Source organism: Rhodopila sp. (assembly GCF_965277165.1).
GTDB lineage: Bacteria > Pseudomonadota > Alphaproteobacteria > Acetobacterales > Acetobacteraceae > Rhodopila.
On the sequence record NZ_CBDICE010000006.1, the window covers coordinates 2,292,879 to 2,309,638 of the forward strand.

Sequence of the window (16,760 nt, forward strand, 5' to 3'; positions counted from 1 at the left end):
CATCGAGCGTCGGTTCGTGAGGGGATAGATACTGTTGCGCCGCCCGGCGGACGACGCTAGGGTGAAGGTATGTCCGACGCTGCCGTCCTCGCGATCTCGACCGTTGACGCAATTGCGTCCGCGTCATCGCGCGCCCGCGGCTTGCTCCTGCTGCTTCGACTTAGCCGCCCCTGAGCGTCGCGCCGGGTTGTTGAATGCCGGCTCGCTCAGGGGAACCCCTGAGGCTATAGTCGTGTCAACAGACCCCGCCCAAGGAACCACCCTATGACCATCACCCATCCCAGCTTCGGCAAGCTGGACGACAGCCGTATCATCATCTTCGACACCACCTTGCGCGACGGCGAGCAGTCGCCCGGCTTCTCGATGAACCTGCACGAGAAAATCCGTATGGCCGAGGCGCTGACCGAACTTGGTGTCGACGTGCTTGAGGCCGGCTTTGCCATCGCCTCGCCCGGCGACTTCGAAAGCGTCAAGGCGATCGCCGAAAGCATCGGCCAGCGCGACGACTCCCCGGTGATCGCCAGCCTCGCCCGCGCTGGTGCCCAGGACGTGCTGCGCGCGGCCGACGCGCTGCGCAACGCCAAGCGCAAACGCATCCACATCGTCATCGCCACCAGCGAGCTGCACATGAAATACAAGCTGCGGCTGGAACCCGATGAGGTGATCGCCGCGACGGTGGACTCGGTCAAGCTCGCCCGCCAGCACGCCGACGACGTCGAATGGTCGGCCGAGGATGCGACGCGCAGCGACATCGATTTTCTGGCACGCTGCGTCGAGGCGGCGATCGTGGCGGGTGCAACGACCATCAACCTGCCCGATACCGTTGGCTACGCGCTGCCCGAGGATATGGAACGGATGTATGGCCAGATTCGCGCCAAGGTTCCCAATATCGAGACGGTGGTCCTGTCCACCCACAACCATAACGACCTGGGTCTCGGTGTCGCCAACACCCTCGCCGCCATCCGCGCCGGCGCCCGCCAGGTGGAATCCACCATCAACGGCATCGGCGAGCGGGCCGGCAATGCCTCGCTCGAGGAACTGGTGATGGCGATCCGCACCCGCCAGGATGCGATCCCGCACCACAACGCCATCAAGACCACCGGGCTGCTGCGGATGTCGCGGCTGCTGGCGACCATCACCGGGTTCGATGTGCAGCCGAACAAGGCGATCGTCGGCCGCAACGCCTTCGCCCATGAAGCCGGCATCCACCAGGATGGCGTGCTGAAGAACGCCGCCACCTACGAGATCATGACCCCCGAAAGCGTCGGCTGGACCAAGAACAGCCTGGTGCTCGGCAAGCATTCGGGTCGCGCCGCGTTCCGCGACAAGCTGAATACGCTGGGCTACAAGGTCGGCGACAATCAGCTCAACGACGCGTTCCGCCGCTTCAAGGATCTGGCCGACCGCAAGAAGGTGGTGTTCGATGAGGACATCATCGCCCTGGTCGACGATGAGGTCATGCGCGACCACGAACGGATCCGTTTCGTCTCGCTGGATATGCATGCCGGGTCGAAAGGGCCGGCAAGGGCGGAACTGGAGCTGCAGGTGGATGGCGAGACCCGGTCGGCCCATTCGACCGGCAACGGGCCGGTCGATGCGACCTTTAATGCGATCCAGGCGATCTTCCCGCACACCGCCAATCTGGTGCTGTTCTCGGTAGGCGCGGTGACCGAGGGCACCGATGCGCAGGCCAAGACCACCGTCCGGCTGGAGGAAAACGGCAAGATGGTCGATGGCCAGGGCGCCGACGCCGACACCATCGTCGCCTCGGCGCGGGCCTATATTCACGCGCTGAACAAGTTGATGGTGAAACGGTTGCGGACGGAGCCGGCTGCGTTGTCGGCCTGAGAAGGCGCGGTATCGGTATTCCATCCGGGATACCGATACCTGCTATTCGTTTCTTGTAAGTGTCATAAAAGACGGTATGACGCACATGCAGGAAAGTTTCAACACGGAGGAAGCATGAGTTCCACTAAGCACCACGAAGAACGAGTCGGTCAATGCGAGTAGTGCGGCAACCGGCTGAAATGTGATTTTCAGCGCCAAGTGGCGCACGATCTTCATCGCTGTGTGGCACCCGAGCCAGCGGCCTGTGTTGGGACACTTCCGCCCGTCCGCTTCGAAGGATCAGTACACGCTGCGCAATGTTCGCCGCTTTCGTCAGGCTATGCGCATGCGAAGTGGGGCTGCGGTTGAGCAGCACCCTGAGGATGTTTCGCGCGAACTGTTTCCAGCGCAGTGACCATCCGAAACCAGAATAACGGATTGTCCATTTCGAAGCGCGGCTTGAAGGAATTTATCTTCAGGTCGGGGTTTTATGAATTCGAGGCTGGCATTCCCTCCGATTAGCTTTTCGAATATCAACTCGGCTTTTACCGCCTTGCGGTAGAGATCGATAGCCTCCCTGCACTTACCTTGAAAATAGATTGTGGGCTGTACTTGCATGCGACGCACCGCTCCGACGTAGTGGATGCGAAACTGGCTCGTTCCGGGTTCCTCGAGATCATTTGAGGTGAGTGACCATAACCTGGCCGTGAAGTCGGTGATATCTGCGAGCCTCGGCCCCGTCGAATGAGCGTGCCGTTCTGAAGATCAACTGGTGCGGCGCTCCGGAACGCCGCATCCAACCGACAGCGCGAGACAAGAAGCGCCTCCGTGGTGCTTCGTGACCCTCAATCTTCTCCGTGGTAAAAAATCAGCCGTCCCTGCCGCACGAACCAGGACAATGAACCCGGAAGTCCCGTCCATGACCGCGTTGATCCCGCAAACGGTTTTCCCGACCGGCGGTTGACCTGCCGGCTGATCGCGGGAATATCGGGCTTGAGCACCGACGACCATAGCCGCCCGACCGATCCCGCCGAACCGGAGCAACCGTCCATGGCACTGACAAAATCGCTTGGCCAGTTCGTCGCCGACCTGTCGCCGAACCGGCTGCCCCAGGAGGCTGCGCGGATTGCCCGCATGGGGTTCATCGACAGCATCGGCACCATGATCGCCGGACGCAACGAGGACAGCGTGCGGATCATGACCGAGACGCTGGCACCCGCCGACGGCCCGGCCACCCTGACCTTCGGCGCGCGCCATGCCCCGGCCCCGGAAGCCGCCTGGATCAACGGCACCGCCGCGCACGCGCTAGACTACGACGACGTCGCGCTGCGCGGCCATCCCAGCACCGTGCTGGTGCCGGCGATTCTGGCCGAGGCGGAACACCTCGGATCCTCCGGCGCCGACATGATCACTGCCTATGTCGCCGGTTACGAAACCTGGGCCGAGCTGTTCCGGCGCGACAGCGGATTGCTGCACCAGAAGGGCTGGCACCCGACCGGGCTATACGGTGCGCCCGGCGCCGCCGCCGCCTGCGCCAAGCTGCGCAAGCTGGATGCCGAGAAGGCCGCCATCGCGATCGCCCTCGGCGCCTCGCAGTCGGCCGGACTGATGTCGAATTTCGGCACCATGACCAAGCCGTTCCACGCGGGCAAGGCTGCCCATGCTGGCGTCATCGCCGCGCGCCTGGCCGAAGCCGGCTTCACCGCCAACACCGACGCGCTGGAACACCCGCAAGGCTTCCTGCACGCGATCTCGCCCGCCAACTCCGAGGACCGCGACAGCGCCAGCAAGGCCGGCAGCGAATGGGCGATCCTTTCACAGGGCCTCGGCATCAAGAAATACCCCACCTGCTACTGCACGCATCGGGCGATCGACTGCATGCTCGATCTGGTCCACACTAGTCCGATCCAGCCGGACCGCGTCGAGAAAATCACCGTCAGCCTCAGCGACTATTTTGCCACCGTGCTGCGCAACCACCAGCCCGACACCGGTCTGGCGGCAAAGTTCAGTATCGAGTTCTGCATGGCCAGCGGCGTTGTCGCCCAGCGGGTCGGACTGCGCGAACTGACCGACGCGTTCGTGCAGCGGCCCGATATCCAGGCCCTGATGCGCAAGGTGGAGATCGTCACCACCACGGACTACGACCCGGAACTGCCAGGGGCCGCATCGTCTGACCAGGTTACGGTCAAGCTCGCCGGTGGGCAGACCCTTGCCGGTGATCCGGTGGCGCGGGCCACCGGGCATCCGTCGCGCCCGCTGACCGACGCGCAGTTGTATGACAAGTTCGCCGACTGCCTGGATGCCGGTCACTCGCCGATCCCGGCCGAGGTGCTGTTCAAGCGACTGTCGGCCATCCAGTCGATCAGCGCGCGCGACCTTACCGCCGGAGCCTGAACATGCCTCTCCGGCGTCGAATCGTTCTCGGTTCGACGCTCGGCACGGCGCTCGGCTCGGCCGTGGGCGCGCCCCTGTGGGCGCCGTTCATTCGATCCGCGCGCGCTGATCCGTTCCACATGCGCGTATCGGTGGACACCTCGCCCAGCCACGGCCGGACCGCCTCGATCGCGGACTTCCTGAACAAGCTCCAGGCAGCGTCGCAGGGCGCCATCGTGCCGCGGTTGTTCGACAGCGGGCAACTGTTCGCCGACCGCGATGTGATCAAGGCGTTGGTGCTGGGACAGGTGGAGATGGCGGCTCCCGGCACCTGGCTGGTATCCGCCTACGTACCCGAGGCCGATCTGGCGCAGTTGCCGCTGTTCTATGGCCAGCCGATCGAAACCACCCATCGTGCGATCGACGGCATCCCTGGCGATCTGGTGAACCGCCAGGTCAGCCAGACGCTGAGGGTGACGATCCCCGGGCGCTGGATCGATCTGGGCTTCAGCAACTGGTACAGCTCGCGACGGCCGCTGCGCCGGCTGGCCGATCTGCGCGGTCTGAAAATTCGCAATTCGGGTGGTTTCGCCCAAGCCTGGCGTGCCAGGTTCTTCGGCGCCGTGCCGACCACCACCGCCTGGCCGGACGTGCCGCTGGCGTTGTCGCAGGGCACCTTCGATGCGCTGCAAAGCACCGATGAGAGCTGTGCCAGCGCCAAACTATGGGATGCCGGGCTGCATTTCGGGCTGATCGACCACCAATCGATGGGTGACTACATCCCGATGATCGGCGGGGCATTCTGGGCCACGCTGACACCCGCCCTGAAGGTCCTGGTCACCGACCTGTGGACGGCGAACATAGCGACCTATCGAGCCAATCTGGCGACCGCGCAGGTCCGCGCCGCCCAGGAACTGAAGCAGCACGGGGTCAGACTGGAGACCGTTGCAGCAGGAGAATTGGCCGAGCAACGCAAGCGTATGCTGGGCGAGCAGGACAAGGTGGCGCGGGAGATGCGGATCTCGCCCGACATGCTCGCCCGGATCAACACTGCGGTCGAAGCCACCGATTGACCTCGAATCCGGTCTATTCAGGTTGAAACGCCATCGCAACCCCGTTCATGCAATAGCGCAAGCCGGTCGGACGCGGTCCGTCGGGAAACACATGCCCGAGATGACCGCCACAGTCGGCGCAATGCACCTCGGTGCGGGTCATGAACAGGCTGCGGTCCTCGGTGGTGGCAGCCGCGCCTTGCAGCGGTTGGGTGAAGCTTGGCCAACCGGTATGACTTTCGAACTTCGCCGCGGTTTCGAACAGCGGTTTGCCGCAGCCGACGCACCGAAAGGTGCCGGAACGCTTCTCGGCGTTGAGCGGACTGCTGCCGGCCCGTTCGGTGCCGTGCTTGCGCAAAACGTTGAACTGGGCGGGATCGAGTCGCTCGCGCCACTCCTGCTCCGTTTGGCTGACCGGAAACTCGTCCGCACTGGTGTCGTGGCCGCCGAAAAATCGCTTCATGCCGCCGCGTCTCCTGTGAGGGATGATTTCATCAACGATAGCCAGAATTTGCTGCTCATGGAAGGCGACCATGCGATATTCTTAAGATATGTCTTGCACTCAAGATATATCTCAATTACATCTTGGCGGCCGGGACCATTAAGCCCGGCTCACAAGGAGATCAGAGACCATGCACCATCACCACCACGGCCGCCGACATCAACCTCATGGACCAGAGCACGACCTGCCGCGCCACCATCCCGACGATCGACCCGCCGACCGGCGCTTCGTTCGCGGCCCGCTGGACGCGGGCGAACGCTTCGGCGGTCGCGGCCATCATCGCTCCGGACGGCACCGGATATTCGACCATGGCGACCTTCGTTTCATTCTGCTCGGCATGATCGCAACCAGGGCAGCCCATGGCTACGACCTGATCAAGGCGTTGGAGGACCGGATGGGCGGCGGCTACAGCCCCAGCCCCGGAGTTATCTACCCCACGCTGACGATGCTGCAGGAACAGGGGCTGGCCAGCGTCGCGACGGCGGACGGCAAGAAATTGTATACAGGCAACCGAAGCTGGCAACGGCGTTCCTCGACGCACGAACCAGGCCGCGGTCGACGCCATCCAGGCGCGCATCGACGGCATCGCCAGACAGCGCAACCTGGAACCCGACCCACGGATCATCCGGGCGGTCGAGAACCTGAAGACCGCTCTGCGGCTGCGCCTGGCAGGCAGCGCGATCCCAGACCAGCAGGTTCAGGCAATCGCGGCGGCGATCGATGCGGCGGCGGCAGCGGCGGAGCGGTCTTAGCTCACTGCCGCCGATCTAGCTCATTACCGCCCGACCGACCCCGGCAGGCCAGTCCGGTCGGGGAACTGGAACCGACGCCGGAGGTACACGCAAACGTGGCGCACTTGGGGAATGGATTTCCCCTGGTGTAACCTTGGCGTCATTTGCGCCGCGTCATCCGGATGACCCATCCGGCAATCATAAACCCCCTCGTTCGCATCGAACGGGGAGCCCAAAAGCATGAGATCACTTTGGAATTATCTGGTCACAACGACAGCGGCCCTTGCCGTGGCATCACCGACCATTGCCGGCCAACCGACTTCGGGCAAGAACCCGGCCGTTGGCTCCGGCTATGAACATGTTCTGCTGCTCAGCGTCGACGGCATGCATGCCATCGACCTTGCCAACTGGATCCAGAACAATCCGAACAGCAATTTCGCCAAACTGGCCGGCACCGGACTGATCTACCCGAACGCCTTTACCACCGCGCCGTCCGATAGCTATCCGGGCATGATCGCCCAGGTGACCGGGGCCACTCCGAAGACGGCCGGACTGTTCTACGACGACAGCTATGACCGCACCGTGTATCCCTCAAAGGCATCCTACACCAGCCAGGGCATGGCCGACCCGGGCTGCACCGGCACCCCCGGCGCCGAGCTGACCAATTTCGAGGAACTCGACAAGAGCTATGACTTTTCCACCGCTTTGGTTACGGATGTAACAGCCGGGGGAACCCTCGGTCAGGTCGATACCCAGTTGGATCCGGACAACATGCAGCGCCGTGCGGTCAATGGCGGTTGCGAGCCGGTCTACCCGCACCAATACATCCGCACCAACACCATCTTCGAGATTATCAAGCAGGCCGGCGGCGTCACCGCTTGGTCGGACAAACATCCGGCTTACGAGGTTCTTAGCGGGCCATCCGGCAAGGGCATCGACGATCTTTTCGCGCCAGAGATCAACTCGCAGCTTCCCGGTGCTCCGGCGGGTCAAGATTATACTACAAGCTTCGCCGGCGTGCGGACCTACGACAGCCTGAAAGTCAATGCCGTGATCAACTGGATCAACGGCCTGAACAGCACTGCGACCGCGCATCCTGGCGTGCCTGCGATCTTCGGCATGAACTTCCAGGCGGTCAGCGTCGGGCAGAAGCTCGCCACGGCGGGCTATGACGATGACCCCAGCCTGACCGGCGGCTACCTGGACAGCAACGCAACCCCCGGCAACGCGCTGACAAAGCAACTCCAGTTCGTCGATGATGCGCTGGGCAAGTTCGAGCAGGCACTCAACTCGCAGGGTCTCGAAGACTCGACCCTGGTGATCGTCAGTGCCAAGCACGGCCAGTCGCCGATCGACCCGAAGGCCCGCGCCATCCAGTCCGATAAGCCATTCCAGAGCACACCCGGGTTCGGCACCCACGGCTTCGAGATCTGCGACGACGCCGGGTTGATCTGGCTGCAGCCGGACCTGCAGCAGGCGGACTACGACGCCGCCAAGGCCTATCTGCTGGCCAACGCGGCAACCCTGCATATCTCCCAACTGCTTGACCGGACTTCGCTCACCCCACTGTATGGCGACCCGTTCGCAAATAGTCGGGTGCCCGATTTCATCGCCGTGACCGACCACGGCATCATCTGCACCAGCGGCACCAAGCTTGCCGAACACGGCGGCTTCTCCGACGACGACCGCAACGTGCTGCTGCTGCTGTCGGCACCGCGGATCCAGCCGCAGGTGGTTGAAACGCTCTCCTACACAACGCAGATCGCTCCGACCATCCTGACGGCGCTGGGCCTCGACCCACGGCTGCTCAAGGCCACACAAGCGGAGGGCACCACCGTCCTGATGAAATGATTACGCTGCGTCGTTCATCGGAATGAACAGCAGCCGGACCACTGCGCGTGTCCTGGGTGGCCGCGACAGCAGACCACGCTGTCCGCCCACCCAGCCGCACTCCATTCGCGCCGTGACGTGTCGATGAAGGTATACGTATGTATCTACTTCGGGCGAACTCGACCGACGCTGTCGAACCGTGGCGCGGGTTTACTTCAAGCGATCGCGGATCTTGTCCACCCCGGCGCGGGCGCAGGCCTCGTCAAGATTGCCGCCCAGGGCGCCGGCGGCGCCGATCGCACCGACGACTTCATCGCCCAGCTTGATGACCACGCCGCCGCCGAACAGCACCAGATGCGGGATCTGGGTGAATAAGGCGGCAAAGCCCGGCACCGTCTTCGCTCGCTCGACCAGCGCGCCGGTGTCGGTCTTGAACGACGCGGCGGTGTAGGCTTTGTCGTTCGCGCTATCCAGCGAATGACTGCCGACGCGATCGCCGCGCAGCACCGCCTGGCGCACACCGTCCGCATCAACCAGCACGGCGGTTTCGCCATACCCCTGGCTGGCACATTTGGAAACCGCCGCGGCCACGGCTTCGCCGGCGAGTGCCGCCGACAGGCGATGCGTCGTGATCAGGTCCTCCGCCGAGGCGCTGGTCGTCAGGGATAGCGCGCCTGTAGCGGCCATGAGCCACCGCTTGCTGGGCGACATTGATGTCTCCTCCCGTTCGCCTTGGATTAGGTCCGGGTCAAGTTAATCGATACCGCGACCACCCGGTAGCGGCGCTGTCATCCGCTGCTGTCATCCGTCGGCGCGATGCGAACCGGCCAATTCACCCAGGCTGGTGAAGCGGAAATCGTAGCCGACCTCCGCCGTTACCGGCGCGGTCGCGCCCCAGCCGCTGCCCCTCCGATCGATCCAGGCGCGGGCCAGGCCAATGGCCTTGGCCGGCACGTGATCGTGGAACAGGCTCTGCGCGACATGCAGGATTTTCCGCTGAACCATCCCCTGCTCCCGCAGTCGATCGACCAGATAGGAGAAATTGCGCGGATCAGGCTTGTAGGACCCGATTTCTTGGGCCGTGTAGACCGCGTCGAACGTCACCCCCAGGCGATTGTTGGTCCCCTGGAAACTGGCTCGATCGACGTTCGACAGGATCACCAGGCGGAAATGCCGTCGCAGATATTGCAGCGCCTCGACAGTATCGGGAAACGCCGGCCAGTCGGCAATCGAGGCGCCGAACCCGGCAGCCTCGGCCGGGTCTGGAGCCACGTCGAATTTAGTGGCCAACTGCCCATGCACCTCGGCCAGCAGGTCTGAATAGATCATCCCAGGGGTATTTTCCTGCTGCCGGACCTCGGTTCGGGCAAACGCCTGCAGCACCGCGTCGCGCGACCAGGCCACGCCCGAGCGCGACCATGACGTGGCGGACGGCGACGGCGCACCGCCGTCCCGCGCGATGCCGGCGCGCGACAGCAACGGTCTCAGCGCGGCATAAATGCCGTCTTCCCAGTCGATCAGCGTGCCATAGCAATCGAACGTCAGGACGTCGAATTCCCCCAATTTCATGATAATGGTGCCCAGTCGCCGAGGTCCGCCGAACGGCGCAGCCATGACCGCACGCCGTCGGGGTCGCGGAACACCGCATCGACGCGATAGCCCGCGCCGCCGTGTTTGCGCGCCTCGCGCATCCCGTCCTCATCGGTGACATCGTCGCCAATGAAAATCGGCAGCCGACCGGCGAACGGCGAACGCTGCATCAGTGCCGCCACCGCGCTGCCCTTGTCGGCGCCAAGCGGACGGACTTCCCACAACATGTGGGCGGGATGCAGTTCGAAGCCGGACCCTGTTGCCAGCAACCGGTCCAGCGCGCCGCGCAACGCGTCCCGAGCGTCCGGCGCCGCACGATAATGCAGCGCGAAACCACGCGCCTTGCGCTCCAGCAGAGCCCCCGGGTGGGACCGCTCGAGGGCGTCGGCCTCAGCCAGCCAGTGCGATGGCGGTGACGGCAGATCGACGCGCTCGATCGGGTCTCCGGCGGCGTGACGGATGGCACCGCCGTGCTCGCCGGCGACCGCGCCGGGGGCATCGTCGAACAGCCGGTCCACGGTTTCGATCGGACGGCCAGTGACGATCGCCAGGGCTCCGCTCAACGCCTGTCGCAGTGCCGCCAGGGTGGCGCGCAGGCCTGGGGCCACGCTGACCGCGTCCGGGGTCGGTGCCAGATCAACCAGCGTGCCATCCATATCCAGCAGCAGGGCAGCGCGGTTGAATGGCGGCAGGCTGTCCATACGTCAGGCGCAGCCGGTGACGCGAAGATCGTAGATCGGGTGCTGCATCATCGAGACCGATGGCTCGTCCTGCAGCATCCAGCCGTCGAACCCAGGCTGGTCGGGGTGGCTGTCGGTGACGTCCAGATAGGCGGCTGCGTCGGCCGGCAGGTTCGGCGGCCGGATCATGCAGGATTTCACCGCGATGGTCAGCGAGCCAAAGCGGGCGGTCTGGCCGACCTTGATCGTCAGTTCCTTGGCCTGGGCGTCAACCTTGTCCAGCGCCTGCAGTTTCGCCACCGTGGCCGGCACCCAGACGTTGGGTCGTTCGATTGGAGCCGGCCGTGCCGCCGGTGCGGCTTGCGGCGCCTGCGCCTGGTCGCCGGCATCGGGCGCTGCCGCATCCGGTGTCGGGATCGTTTGCCCCGGACTGCCCTCGCCCTGCGGCGGCCCGACTTGCCCAGCACCCGGGCCGCTCAATACGTTCTGCCCGTCGCCTCCGCTGCCCCCCCCGTCGCCGCCGCTTCCGCCAAGCACACTTTGCCCCGGAACGCGCTGCCCACCCAGAATGCTCTGTTCGGGAGTGCTCTGCCCAGGAATGCCCTGCCCAGGAACGCCCTGTGCGGAATCGTCCCGCCCACCGGGAACACCATGCTCGGCGCCTGCTTGTCCGCCTTGCCAGGTCGGAGCGATCGGGGCCGCCGGGTAGCCTTCAGGCCGTTTCTGCTTCTGCAACGGAGGCAATCCGCCGGAGGTCGCCCCGTTCTGCGCCCAGGCCGGGCTGATCGCGCCACCCGCAAGCATCGCCCAGATCGGCGCTCCCACGGCAAGACCGCGCAGTGCCATACGAGCCACGACAGCGACAGCCGCGGCCGTGCCGATGGTCCTCATCCGGCAGCACGCCTGGGCGAGTCGAGACCGGCGACGATCGCCGCCAGCACCCGACGCATCCCCTGTTCGTCGACCCCCATCAGAACCGCATCCTCGAAAGCATCCTGCAGCACCTGCGACACCTCGGCATAGTTTTCCGCCAGCATTTTAAGCTTCTCACGGCAGCCGACGGCATTGCCGTCGAGCCCGGGCCAACTTGCGGGAGCAGGCGGGATCATTTCGACAGCGGTGCCAACGCACCCGAGGGCTGGCCAGCCGAACCCTGGCCTGCCGGCTGCGAGGTCCCTGGCGCCCCGCTGCCCGCCGGTTTGCCGTCGGATTGATTGCTCCCCGCTTGGCCGCTCCCCCCGGGACTGCTTTTCGATCCGTTCAGGCTGGTCACGCTGAAGATGAACTTGCCCAGCAGTTCCTCCAGGCTGACCGAGGACTGGGTGATGGTGATGGTCTGGCCGGGCTTCAGGATGGTCTCATCACCCCCCGGCGACAGCGAGATATACTTGCCGCCCAGCAGGCTCTCGCTGACGATCGAGGCTCCGGAATCCTTCGGCAGTTGGATGCTGTCCTCGACGTCCATTGTCACCACCGCGACGAAATTCTTCGGGTCGATCGTTGCCTCGGTCACCGTGCCGACCTTGACCCCGGCGATCTTCACGTCGGCGCCAACCGACAAGCCGTCGATATGGTCGAACCGGGCCAGCAACGAATAGCCTGATCCCGTAGTGCGGCCCGAGTGCACCACGGCATAAGCAAGGAAGGCTACAGCCACCACCAGCACCAACGCACCGGTCAGCGTCTCCGCGACACCATGACGCCCCATCGTGATGCTAACTCGGTGTCCAGGATTCATAGTCGCCGGTGGCGCGGGCGCGCTGTCCACCCTCGTAATCATGCCCGGGCGGGCGGTAGCTGGACGCCGTGCCGGTGGCATTCGGCAGATGCGGCTTCTGCCACACCTTGCGGCCGGTGTCCGGCAATGGCGCATCGGTCGTGTAATGCAACCAAGCATGCCACTCCGGCGGCACGGCACTCGCCTCCACCGGTCGTTGCGCATAGATCACCCAGCGACGATTGCGCAGACTGCCCGGGCGCTGGTGCTTCTCCTCGTAGTAGATGTTGCCCACCGCGTCGGTGCCGATCTGGCGACCTTTGAGCCTGGTGAAGATCCATGTGCCGATATTCATGGCGCCACATATACGCACGCCTCACACCCAGGTCCACCCACCGCCATGCGGCGTCCGACACAGCCTTAGACGGTCCGTTCCGCGGCGTAGCGGATATTGCGCCGAGGCGAGTTATCCACAACATTTTGGGTAAACGAACTCGTCTGGCCACCAAATAAGCTATTCCGACGTCTCAGCGTCGAATAACATCGGCGCCATGAAAAGCCCTCGGAGTACTCCGCATCGGATCTGGCCGCATCGAATCTGGCAAGGCGTGCGGATGCGGCGCACCGAGGCGTCGCCCGATCCGGATGCGACAGCGCGCTCGGTCTCGCTGCCGACCTCCTGGGACGACTCCGCCGCCGCGGCGCTGGCCGGGTTGGCGCCGAACCCCGGCCCCGCCACTCTGGCGGGAGCCGCGCAGGCCTGGATCGCGCCGATCGCCGCCGCGGCGGCAACGGCCGGCTGCGATATCCCGCTCGCTGACCGTTTGCACCGGCTGCTGCTGCTGCGCCGCGCCGCGCCGACCGAGGCGATCTGGCGGCTCGATGCCGAGGATGGTCCGGGCTTCGTGCTGAACCTGCCGGCGTTCCTCGACAGTGATGCGCAAATGGATCTGGCGGACCTCGCCGAGGCGGTCGAAACCGCGGTGATCGCACTGCGATTCGCTGCCCCGCTGGCGCGCGATATCAGTATCCGGCTAGCCGACCTCGCCGGGCTGCTGGCCGCGCTGGGCCTCGATTACGCAACCGAGTCGGCACGCGATGTCGCGCGCTGCCTCGCCGCGATCGTGCGCGGCCGAGCAGATGCAACCTCCGGGCGCCTGGCACGCTTGGCCGGTTCAATGCGGCCGGCACCGTTCGATTGGCCGCTGCCCCCCGCCCGCGCTGCGATAGCTGGATTGCCGGCCGCCGCCCACGCCGCCCGCGCGGCGGCGGCGGCGATCGAGGGTGTGCTGCATCGTACCACCACGGCGATCGCTCCCCCCGGACCGGCCGAAGCGTTGCTGGGCTGCGAGACCGGCGGCATTGCCCCGGCATTCTCCCCCGTTGGCCAAGCCGGCGACCTGACCCGAACCACTCGGGCGTGGCTGGGAGCGAACGGCATCACCGCAGAGCAGGCACTGGCGACCGCGCTGGCCGGCGGCAATCCTCTGCCGTCACACGGGTCGGTGGCGCACGCGGCGATGCACGACGCGGTGGCGCCGTTCATCCACCTGATGCCGCCGCGCCCGATGCCACTGGCGATCCGGTCCGCAACCGTGCAGCGGCGGGAATTGCCTGGACGGCGCAGCGGCTACACCCAGAAGGCATCCGTCGGCGGCCACAAGCTGTTCCTGCGAACCGGGGAATATGACGACGGCGCGCTGGGAGAAATCTTCGTCGCCTTGCACAAGGAAGGCGCGGCATTCCGCGGCCTGATGGACAATTTCGCCCACGCGGTCAGCCTCGGTCTGCAGCACGGTGTGCCGCTCGAACGTTTCGTCGAGGCCTTCACCTTCACCCGGTTCGGGCCCGCCGGACTGGTCGAGGGTGACCCGGCGGTGCACGCAGCCACGTCCTTGCTGGACTACGCCTTCCGCAATCTGGCGGCCAACTATCTGGGCCGGCGCGACCTGCCCGATGCCGAGATCGAGGAAGCCGACACCGTCGGCCACGGCGCCCGCGATCAGTCGCCGCTGCTGCCGCTGGAACTGCCGCCCGAGGCCTCGCCGCGGGCTCGGCGTCGCGGCCTGCGGGTGGTGCAGCGCTGATCGCTGCCCCCGGCGCCGGTCAGCCTTCGGCTGATCGCTACCGCGATCGCACGTCGGACGTCCACGGTCTCGGGCAATCGCCGGCACTTTGTCCGAACCACCCCGTTCACACGTGCCCAGCGGCTCATCGGCCCTGCCTGATCGTCGCTCGCGGCTTGCGGCGGTGTCCCGTCGGTGCTGCTCTCCCGCCAACAACACGGGGGGGAATCGATAGTGGCGGTTACCAAGGATGTGGCTGCGGCCGAGGACGCGTCGGTCTCGCCGGCCAGGGCATTCTGGGCCGCCTGGAGCGGCTGGATGCTCGATGGGTTCGACAGCGGCCTCTACATCTTCGTACTGGTCCCGGCGCTGATCGATCTGCTGCACAGCGGCGGCCTCGACGCCAGCAAGGGCAACATCGCGCGCTATGGCGGCTACCTGTTCTCGATCTTCATGCTGGGCTGGGCCTGCTCGATGTTCTGGGGCTGGATGGCGGATCGTTTCGGACGCGTCCGCATCATGTGCCTCACCATCCTGATGTATTCGTTCGCAACCGCGCTGTGCGGCGTCGCCTGGAGCCTGACCTCGTTCGCGGTGTTCCGCTTCCTGGCCGGGTTTGGTGTCGGCGGCGAATGGGCCGCCGGAACGCCGATGCTGCAGGAATCGGTGCCCGAGAAGATGCGCATACGGCTCGCCAGTTGGCTGCATACGGCAACCCCGATCGGCGGGTTGCTCGCGGTATCTGCCTCATTCCTGGTGCCGCTGATCGGCTGGCGCGGCGTGTTCCTGCTGGGGGTATTGCCGGCGCTGCTGACAGTCTGGCTGCGGCGCAGCGTGCCGGAGCCAAAGGTCTGGCGCCGAGCCGTGGCGCAACCCCAGCCGGCGGGGTCCCGCCGCTTGGCCGGCCCGGGCCTCGGGCCGTTGTTCCGCGGACCTCAGGCGCGCACCACCTGGGCAGCCGCAGGCATGATGGCGTGCATCATCTTCGGCCTGTGGTCTTGCACGTTCTGGGCCCCGACCCTGATCATCTCCAAGTTGACGGCGGCCGGAACGCCGATGGCGGCGGCGCAGCGCACCGCCTCGTTCAGCGGTCTGTTGCTGAACGGAGGCACCTTCGTCGCATGTGGGCTGATGCCCTGGATCGCCACCGGGATCGGGCCACGGCGGCGCGCCGCGGCGATCTTTTTCATTGGGTCACTGGTTTCGGTCCTGGCAGCCTACCTGCTTGCCGCGATGCTGATCGACAGCGTGACGCTGTTCATCTGGCTGCTGCCTCCGCTGGGCTTCTTCACCAACGGCGTGTTCGCGCTATTCACACTGTGGCTGCCAGAGCTGTTCCCCACCGCGCAGCGCTCGTTCGGGGCAGGCTTCGCGTTCAGCCTGGGACGGGTGCTGGGGGCGGTCGGGCCGACCCTGGTGGGTGTGACTGTGGCGCTAACCGGATCGTATCCGCTGGCCATCACCGCCGTTTCACTGATCTATCTGATCGGGCTGCCGGCAATCGCCATGGCACCGGAGACAGCGGGCCGGCCGCTTCCGGCTTGACCTGATTGCGGCCAGACCTCTGCCCATCGCAGCCTATCGGTGCCCGAAGCCGCCATGCCCGACGCCGCCATGACCGAAACCGCCATGCCCGAAACCGCCATGCCCGAAACTGCCGTGCCCGAAGCCGCCATGTTCGAAGCCGCCATGTTCGAAGCCGCCATGACCGAAGCCATGGTGTTCGAAGCCATGGTGTTCGAAGCCGCCGTGGTGAAATCCATGGTGAAACGAACCATGGAAAAACCGCCCGCCACCGAAGCCGAAGCCAAGGCCCAGACCGCCATACAAGGCCCCATCATAGAACGGATAAGGATATCCGGGTTCGGCGGGAACACCGTATGAGTAGGCGTACGGATAGCCATATTGATACGCGTAGGGGTATTCATCCGGGTAAATTCCCAAGGGATACGCGCTTGGCTGGGCCTGCACCGTGTCCCCTCGCGAGGCCATGCACTGCAGGTACCCGGTGGCGTCGAACGGCACGCCAGTGGCGGCGATTGCGCCCGGCTTGGCGGCCGCGCCCGCCGTTGGGGGCGCCGGCGTGCCGTAGCCAGTATGCGCGACCGCATGTTGCTGGCAGACCGCCTGATCCTGCCCGAACGCCGCCTGGTCCTTTCCGGGCCCCGGCAACACGCGGAACGCTGCGTCGGGCGACGCCGCGCAAGCGCCAAGCAACATGACCACGCCCAACGCCATCACTCGGGCCACTGCGCCACCGCCGACCGCTGGTCGGGCCACGCTGCCAGCGCTGCGCGCCGCCGATCCCGGTGTCGAAAACATCTGCTCCTGCTCCCTCCGCGGCACAGGGTCCGCTTGACATCTATCTTAGCAGCGCGTCGGCCGCATCAAG

At 65.5% G+C, this 16,760-nt stretch carries 17 protein-coding genes; 7 read left to right on the forward strand and 10 right to left on the reverse strand.

The annotated features are described in order from the left end of the window. The first annotated feature begins 264 nt into the window (after positions 1-264). The 3 genes from ACQY4Y_RS22725 (at position 265) to dctP (ending at position 5,273) form a co-directional block, all read left to right on the forward strand. Positions 265-1,848: a 2-isopropylmalate synthase gene (locus ACQY4Y_RS22725; RefSeq protein WP_428492846.1), complete on the forward strand. Its 1,584-nt coding sequence runs from the start codon at positions 265-267 to the stop codon at positions 1,846-1,848. A 972-nt stretch (positions 1,849-2,820) separates the two neighbouring features. Continuing rightward, positions 2,821-4,221 (forward strand): MmgE/PrpD family protein, encoded by a 1,401-nt coding sequence (locus ACQY4Y_RS22730; protein ID WP_428492847.1) that lies wholly within the window; start codon positions 2,821-2,823, stop codon positions 4,219-4,221. 119 nt (positions 4,222-4,340) lie between these two features. After that, positions 4,341-5,273, forward strand: a complete 933-nt coding sequence (gene dctP, locus ACQY4Y_RS22735; protein WP_428492848.1) for a TRAP transporter substrate-binding protein DctP — start codon at positions 4,341-4,343, stop codon at positions 5,271-5,273. Positions 5,274-5,286: 13 nt separating this feature from the next. Here dctP and msrB read toward each other — a convergent pair whose 3' ends face one another. Then, on the reverse strand, positions 5,287-5,715 hold the full coding sequence (msrB, locus tag ACQY4Y_RS22740; RefSeq protein ID WP_428492849.1) for a peptide-methionine (R)-S-oxide reductase MsrB: 429 nt from the start codon (positions 5,713-5,715) through the stop codon (positions 5,287-5,289). A gap of 160 nt (positions 5,716-5,875) precedes the next feature. After that, complete coding sequence (locus ACQY4Y_RS22745; RefSeq protein WP_428492850.1) at positions 5,876-6,064, reverse strand: hypothetical protein; 189 nt, start codon at positions 6,062-6,064, stop codon at positions 5,876-5,878. A 27-nt stretch (positions 6,065-6,091) separates the two neighbouring features. On the opposite strand from ACQY4Y_RS22745, the gene ACQY4Y_RS22750 reads away from it, so the two are divergent. Continuing rightward, positions 6,092-6,637 (forward strand): PadR family transcriptional regulator, encoded by a 546-nt coding sequence (locus ACQY4Y_RS22750; RefSeq protein WP_428492851.1) that lies wholly within the window; start codon positions 6,092-6,094, stop codon positions 6,635-6,637. Positions 6,638-6,725: 88 nt separating this feature from the next. After that, complete coding sequence (locus ACQY4Y_RS22755; RefSeq protein ID WP_428492852.1) at positions 6,726-8,336, forward strand: alkaline phosphatase family protein; 1,611 nt, start codon at positions 6,726-6,728, stop codon at positions 8,334-8,336. A 189-nt stretch (positions 8,337-8,525) separates the two neighbouring features. Here ACQY4Y_RS22755 and ACQY4Y_RS22760 read toward each other — a convergent pair whose 3' ends face one another. The 7 genes from ACQY4Y_RS22760 to ACQY4Y_RS22790 form a co-directional block, all read right to left on the reverse strand. Then, positions 8,526-9,026: a GlcG/HbpS family heme-binding protein gene (locus ACQY4Y_RS22760; RefSeq protein ID WP_428492853.1), complete on the reverse strand. Its 501-nt coding sequence runs from the start codon at positions 9,024-9,026 to the stop codon at positions 8,526-8,528. Positions 9,027-9,116: 90 nt separating this feature from the next. Then, positions 9,117-9,929, reverse strand: coding sequence for an HAD family hydrolase (locus ACQY4Y_RS22765; protein ID WP_428492854.1), 813 nt, complete (start codon positions 9,927-9,929; stop codon positions 9,117-9,119). Further along, positions 9,881-10,606 carry a trehalose-phosphatase gene (gene otsB / locus ACQY4Y_RS22770; RefSeq protein ID WP_428492855.1) on the reverse strand — a complete coding sequence of 242 codons (726 nt, stop codon included), beginning with the start codon at positions 10,604-10,606 and terminating at the stop codon, positions 9,881-9,883. Before otsB ends, ACQY4Y_RS22765 begins: the two co-directional genes overlap by 49 nt. 3 nt (positions 10,607-10,609) lie before the next feature. Further along, the gene (locus ACQY4Y_RS22775; RefSeq protein WP_428492856.1) at positions 10,610-11,476 is read right to left on the reverse strand and encodes a DUF2155 domain-containing protein; all 867 of its coding nucleotides are present in this window, start codon (positions 11,474-11,476) and stop codon (positions 10,610-10,612) included. After that, a complete protein-coding gene (locus ACQY4Y_RS22780; protein ID WP_428492857.1) occupies positions 11,473-11,622 on the reverse strand; it encodes a hypothetical protein in 150 nt (49 codons plus the stop codon). The genes ACQY4Y_RS22775 and ACQY4Y_RS22780 overlap by 4 nt, the downstream gene beginning before the upstream one ends. A gap of 68 nt (positions 11,623-11,690) precedes the next feature. Then, positions 11,691-12,293 carry an outer membrane lipid asymmetry maintenance protein MlaD gene (mlaD, locus tag ACQY4Y_RS22785; protein ID WP_428492858.1) on the reverse strand — a complete coding sequence of 201 codons (603 nt, stop codon included), beginning with the start codon at positions 12,291-12,293 and terminating at the stop codon, positions 11,691-11,693. 7 nt (positions 12,294-12,300) lie between these two features. Then, positions 12,301-12,657: an NADH:ubiquinone oxidoreductase subunit NDUFA12 gene (locus tag ACQY4Y_RS22790; protein WP_428492859.1), complete on the reverse strand. Its 357-nt coding sequence runs from the start codon at positions 12,655-12,657 to the stop codon at positions 12,301-12,303. 259 nt (positions 12,658-12,916) lie between these two features. Between ACQY4Y_RS22790 and ACQY4Y_RS22795 the strand changes: the two genes are divergently transcribed. After that, positions 12,917-14,389, forward strand: a complete 1,473-nt coding sequence (locus ACQY4Y_RS22795) for a TSCPD domain-containing protein (protein WP_428492860.1) — start codon at positions 12,917-12,919, stop codon at positions 14,387-14,389. A gap of 213 nt (positions 14,390-14,602) precedes the next feature. Further along, positions 14,603-15,913, forward strand: coding sequence for an MFS transporter (locus ACQY4Y_RS22800; RefSeq protein WP_428492861.1), 1,311 nt, complete (start codon positions 14,603-14,605; stop codon positions 15,911-15,913). A 33-nt stretch (positions 15,914-15,946) separates the two neighbouring features. On the opposite strand, the gene ACQY4Y_RS22805 is transcribed toward ACQY4Y_RS22800, so the two are convergent. Next, entirely contained in the window at positions 15,947-16,690 is a 744-nt protein-coding gene (locus ACQY4Y_RS22805; protein WP_428492862.1) for a hypothetical protein, read from the reverse strand. Positions 16,691-16,760 lie beyond the last annotated feature (70 nt).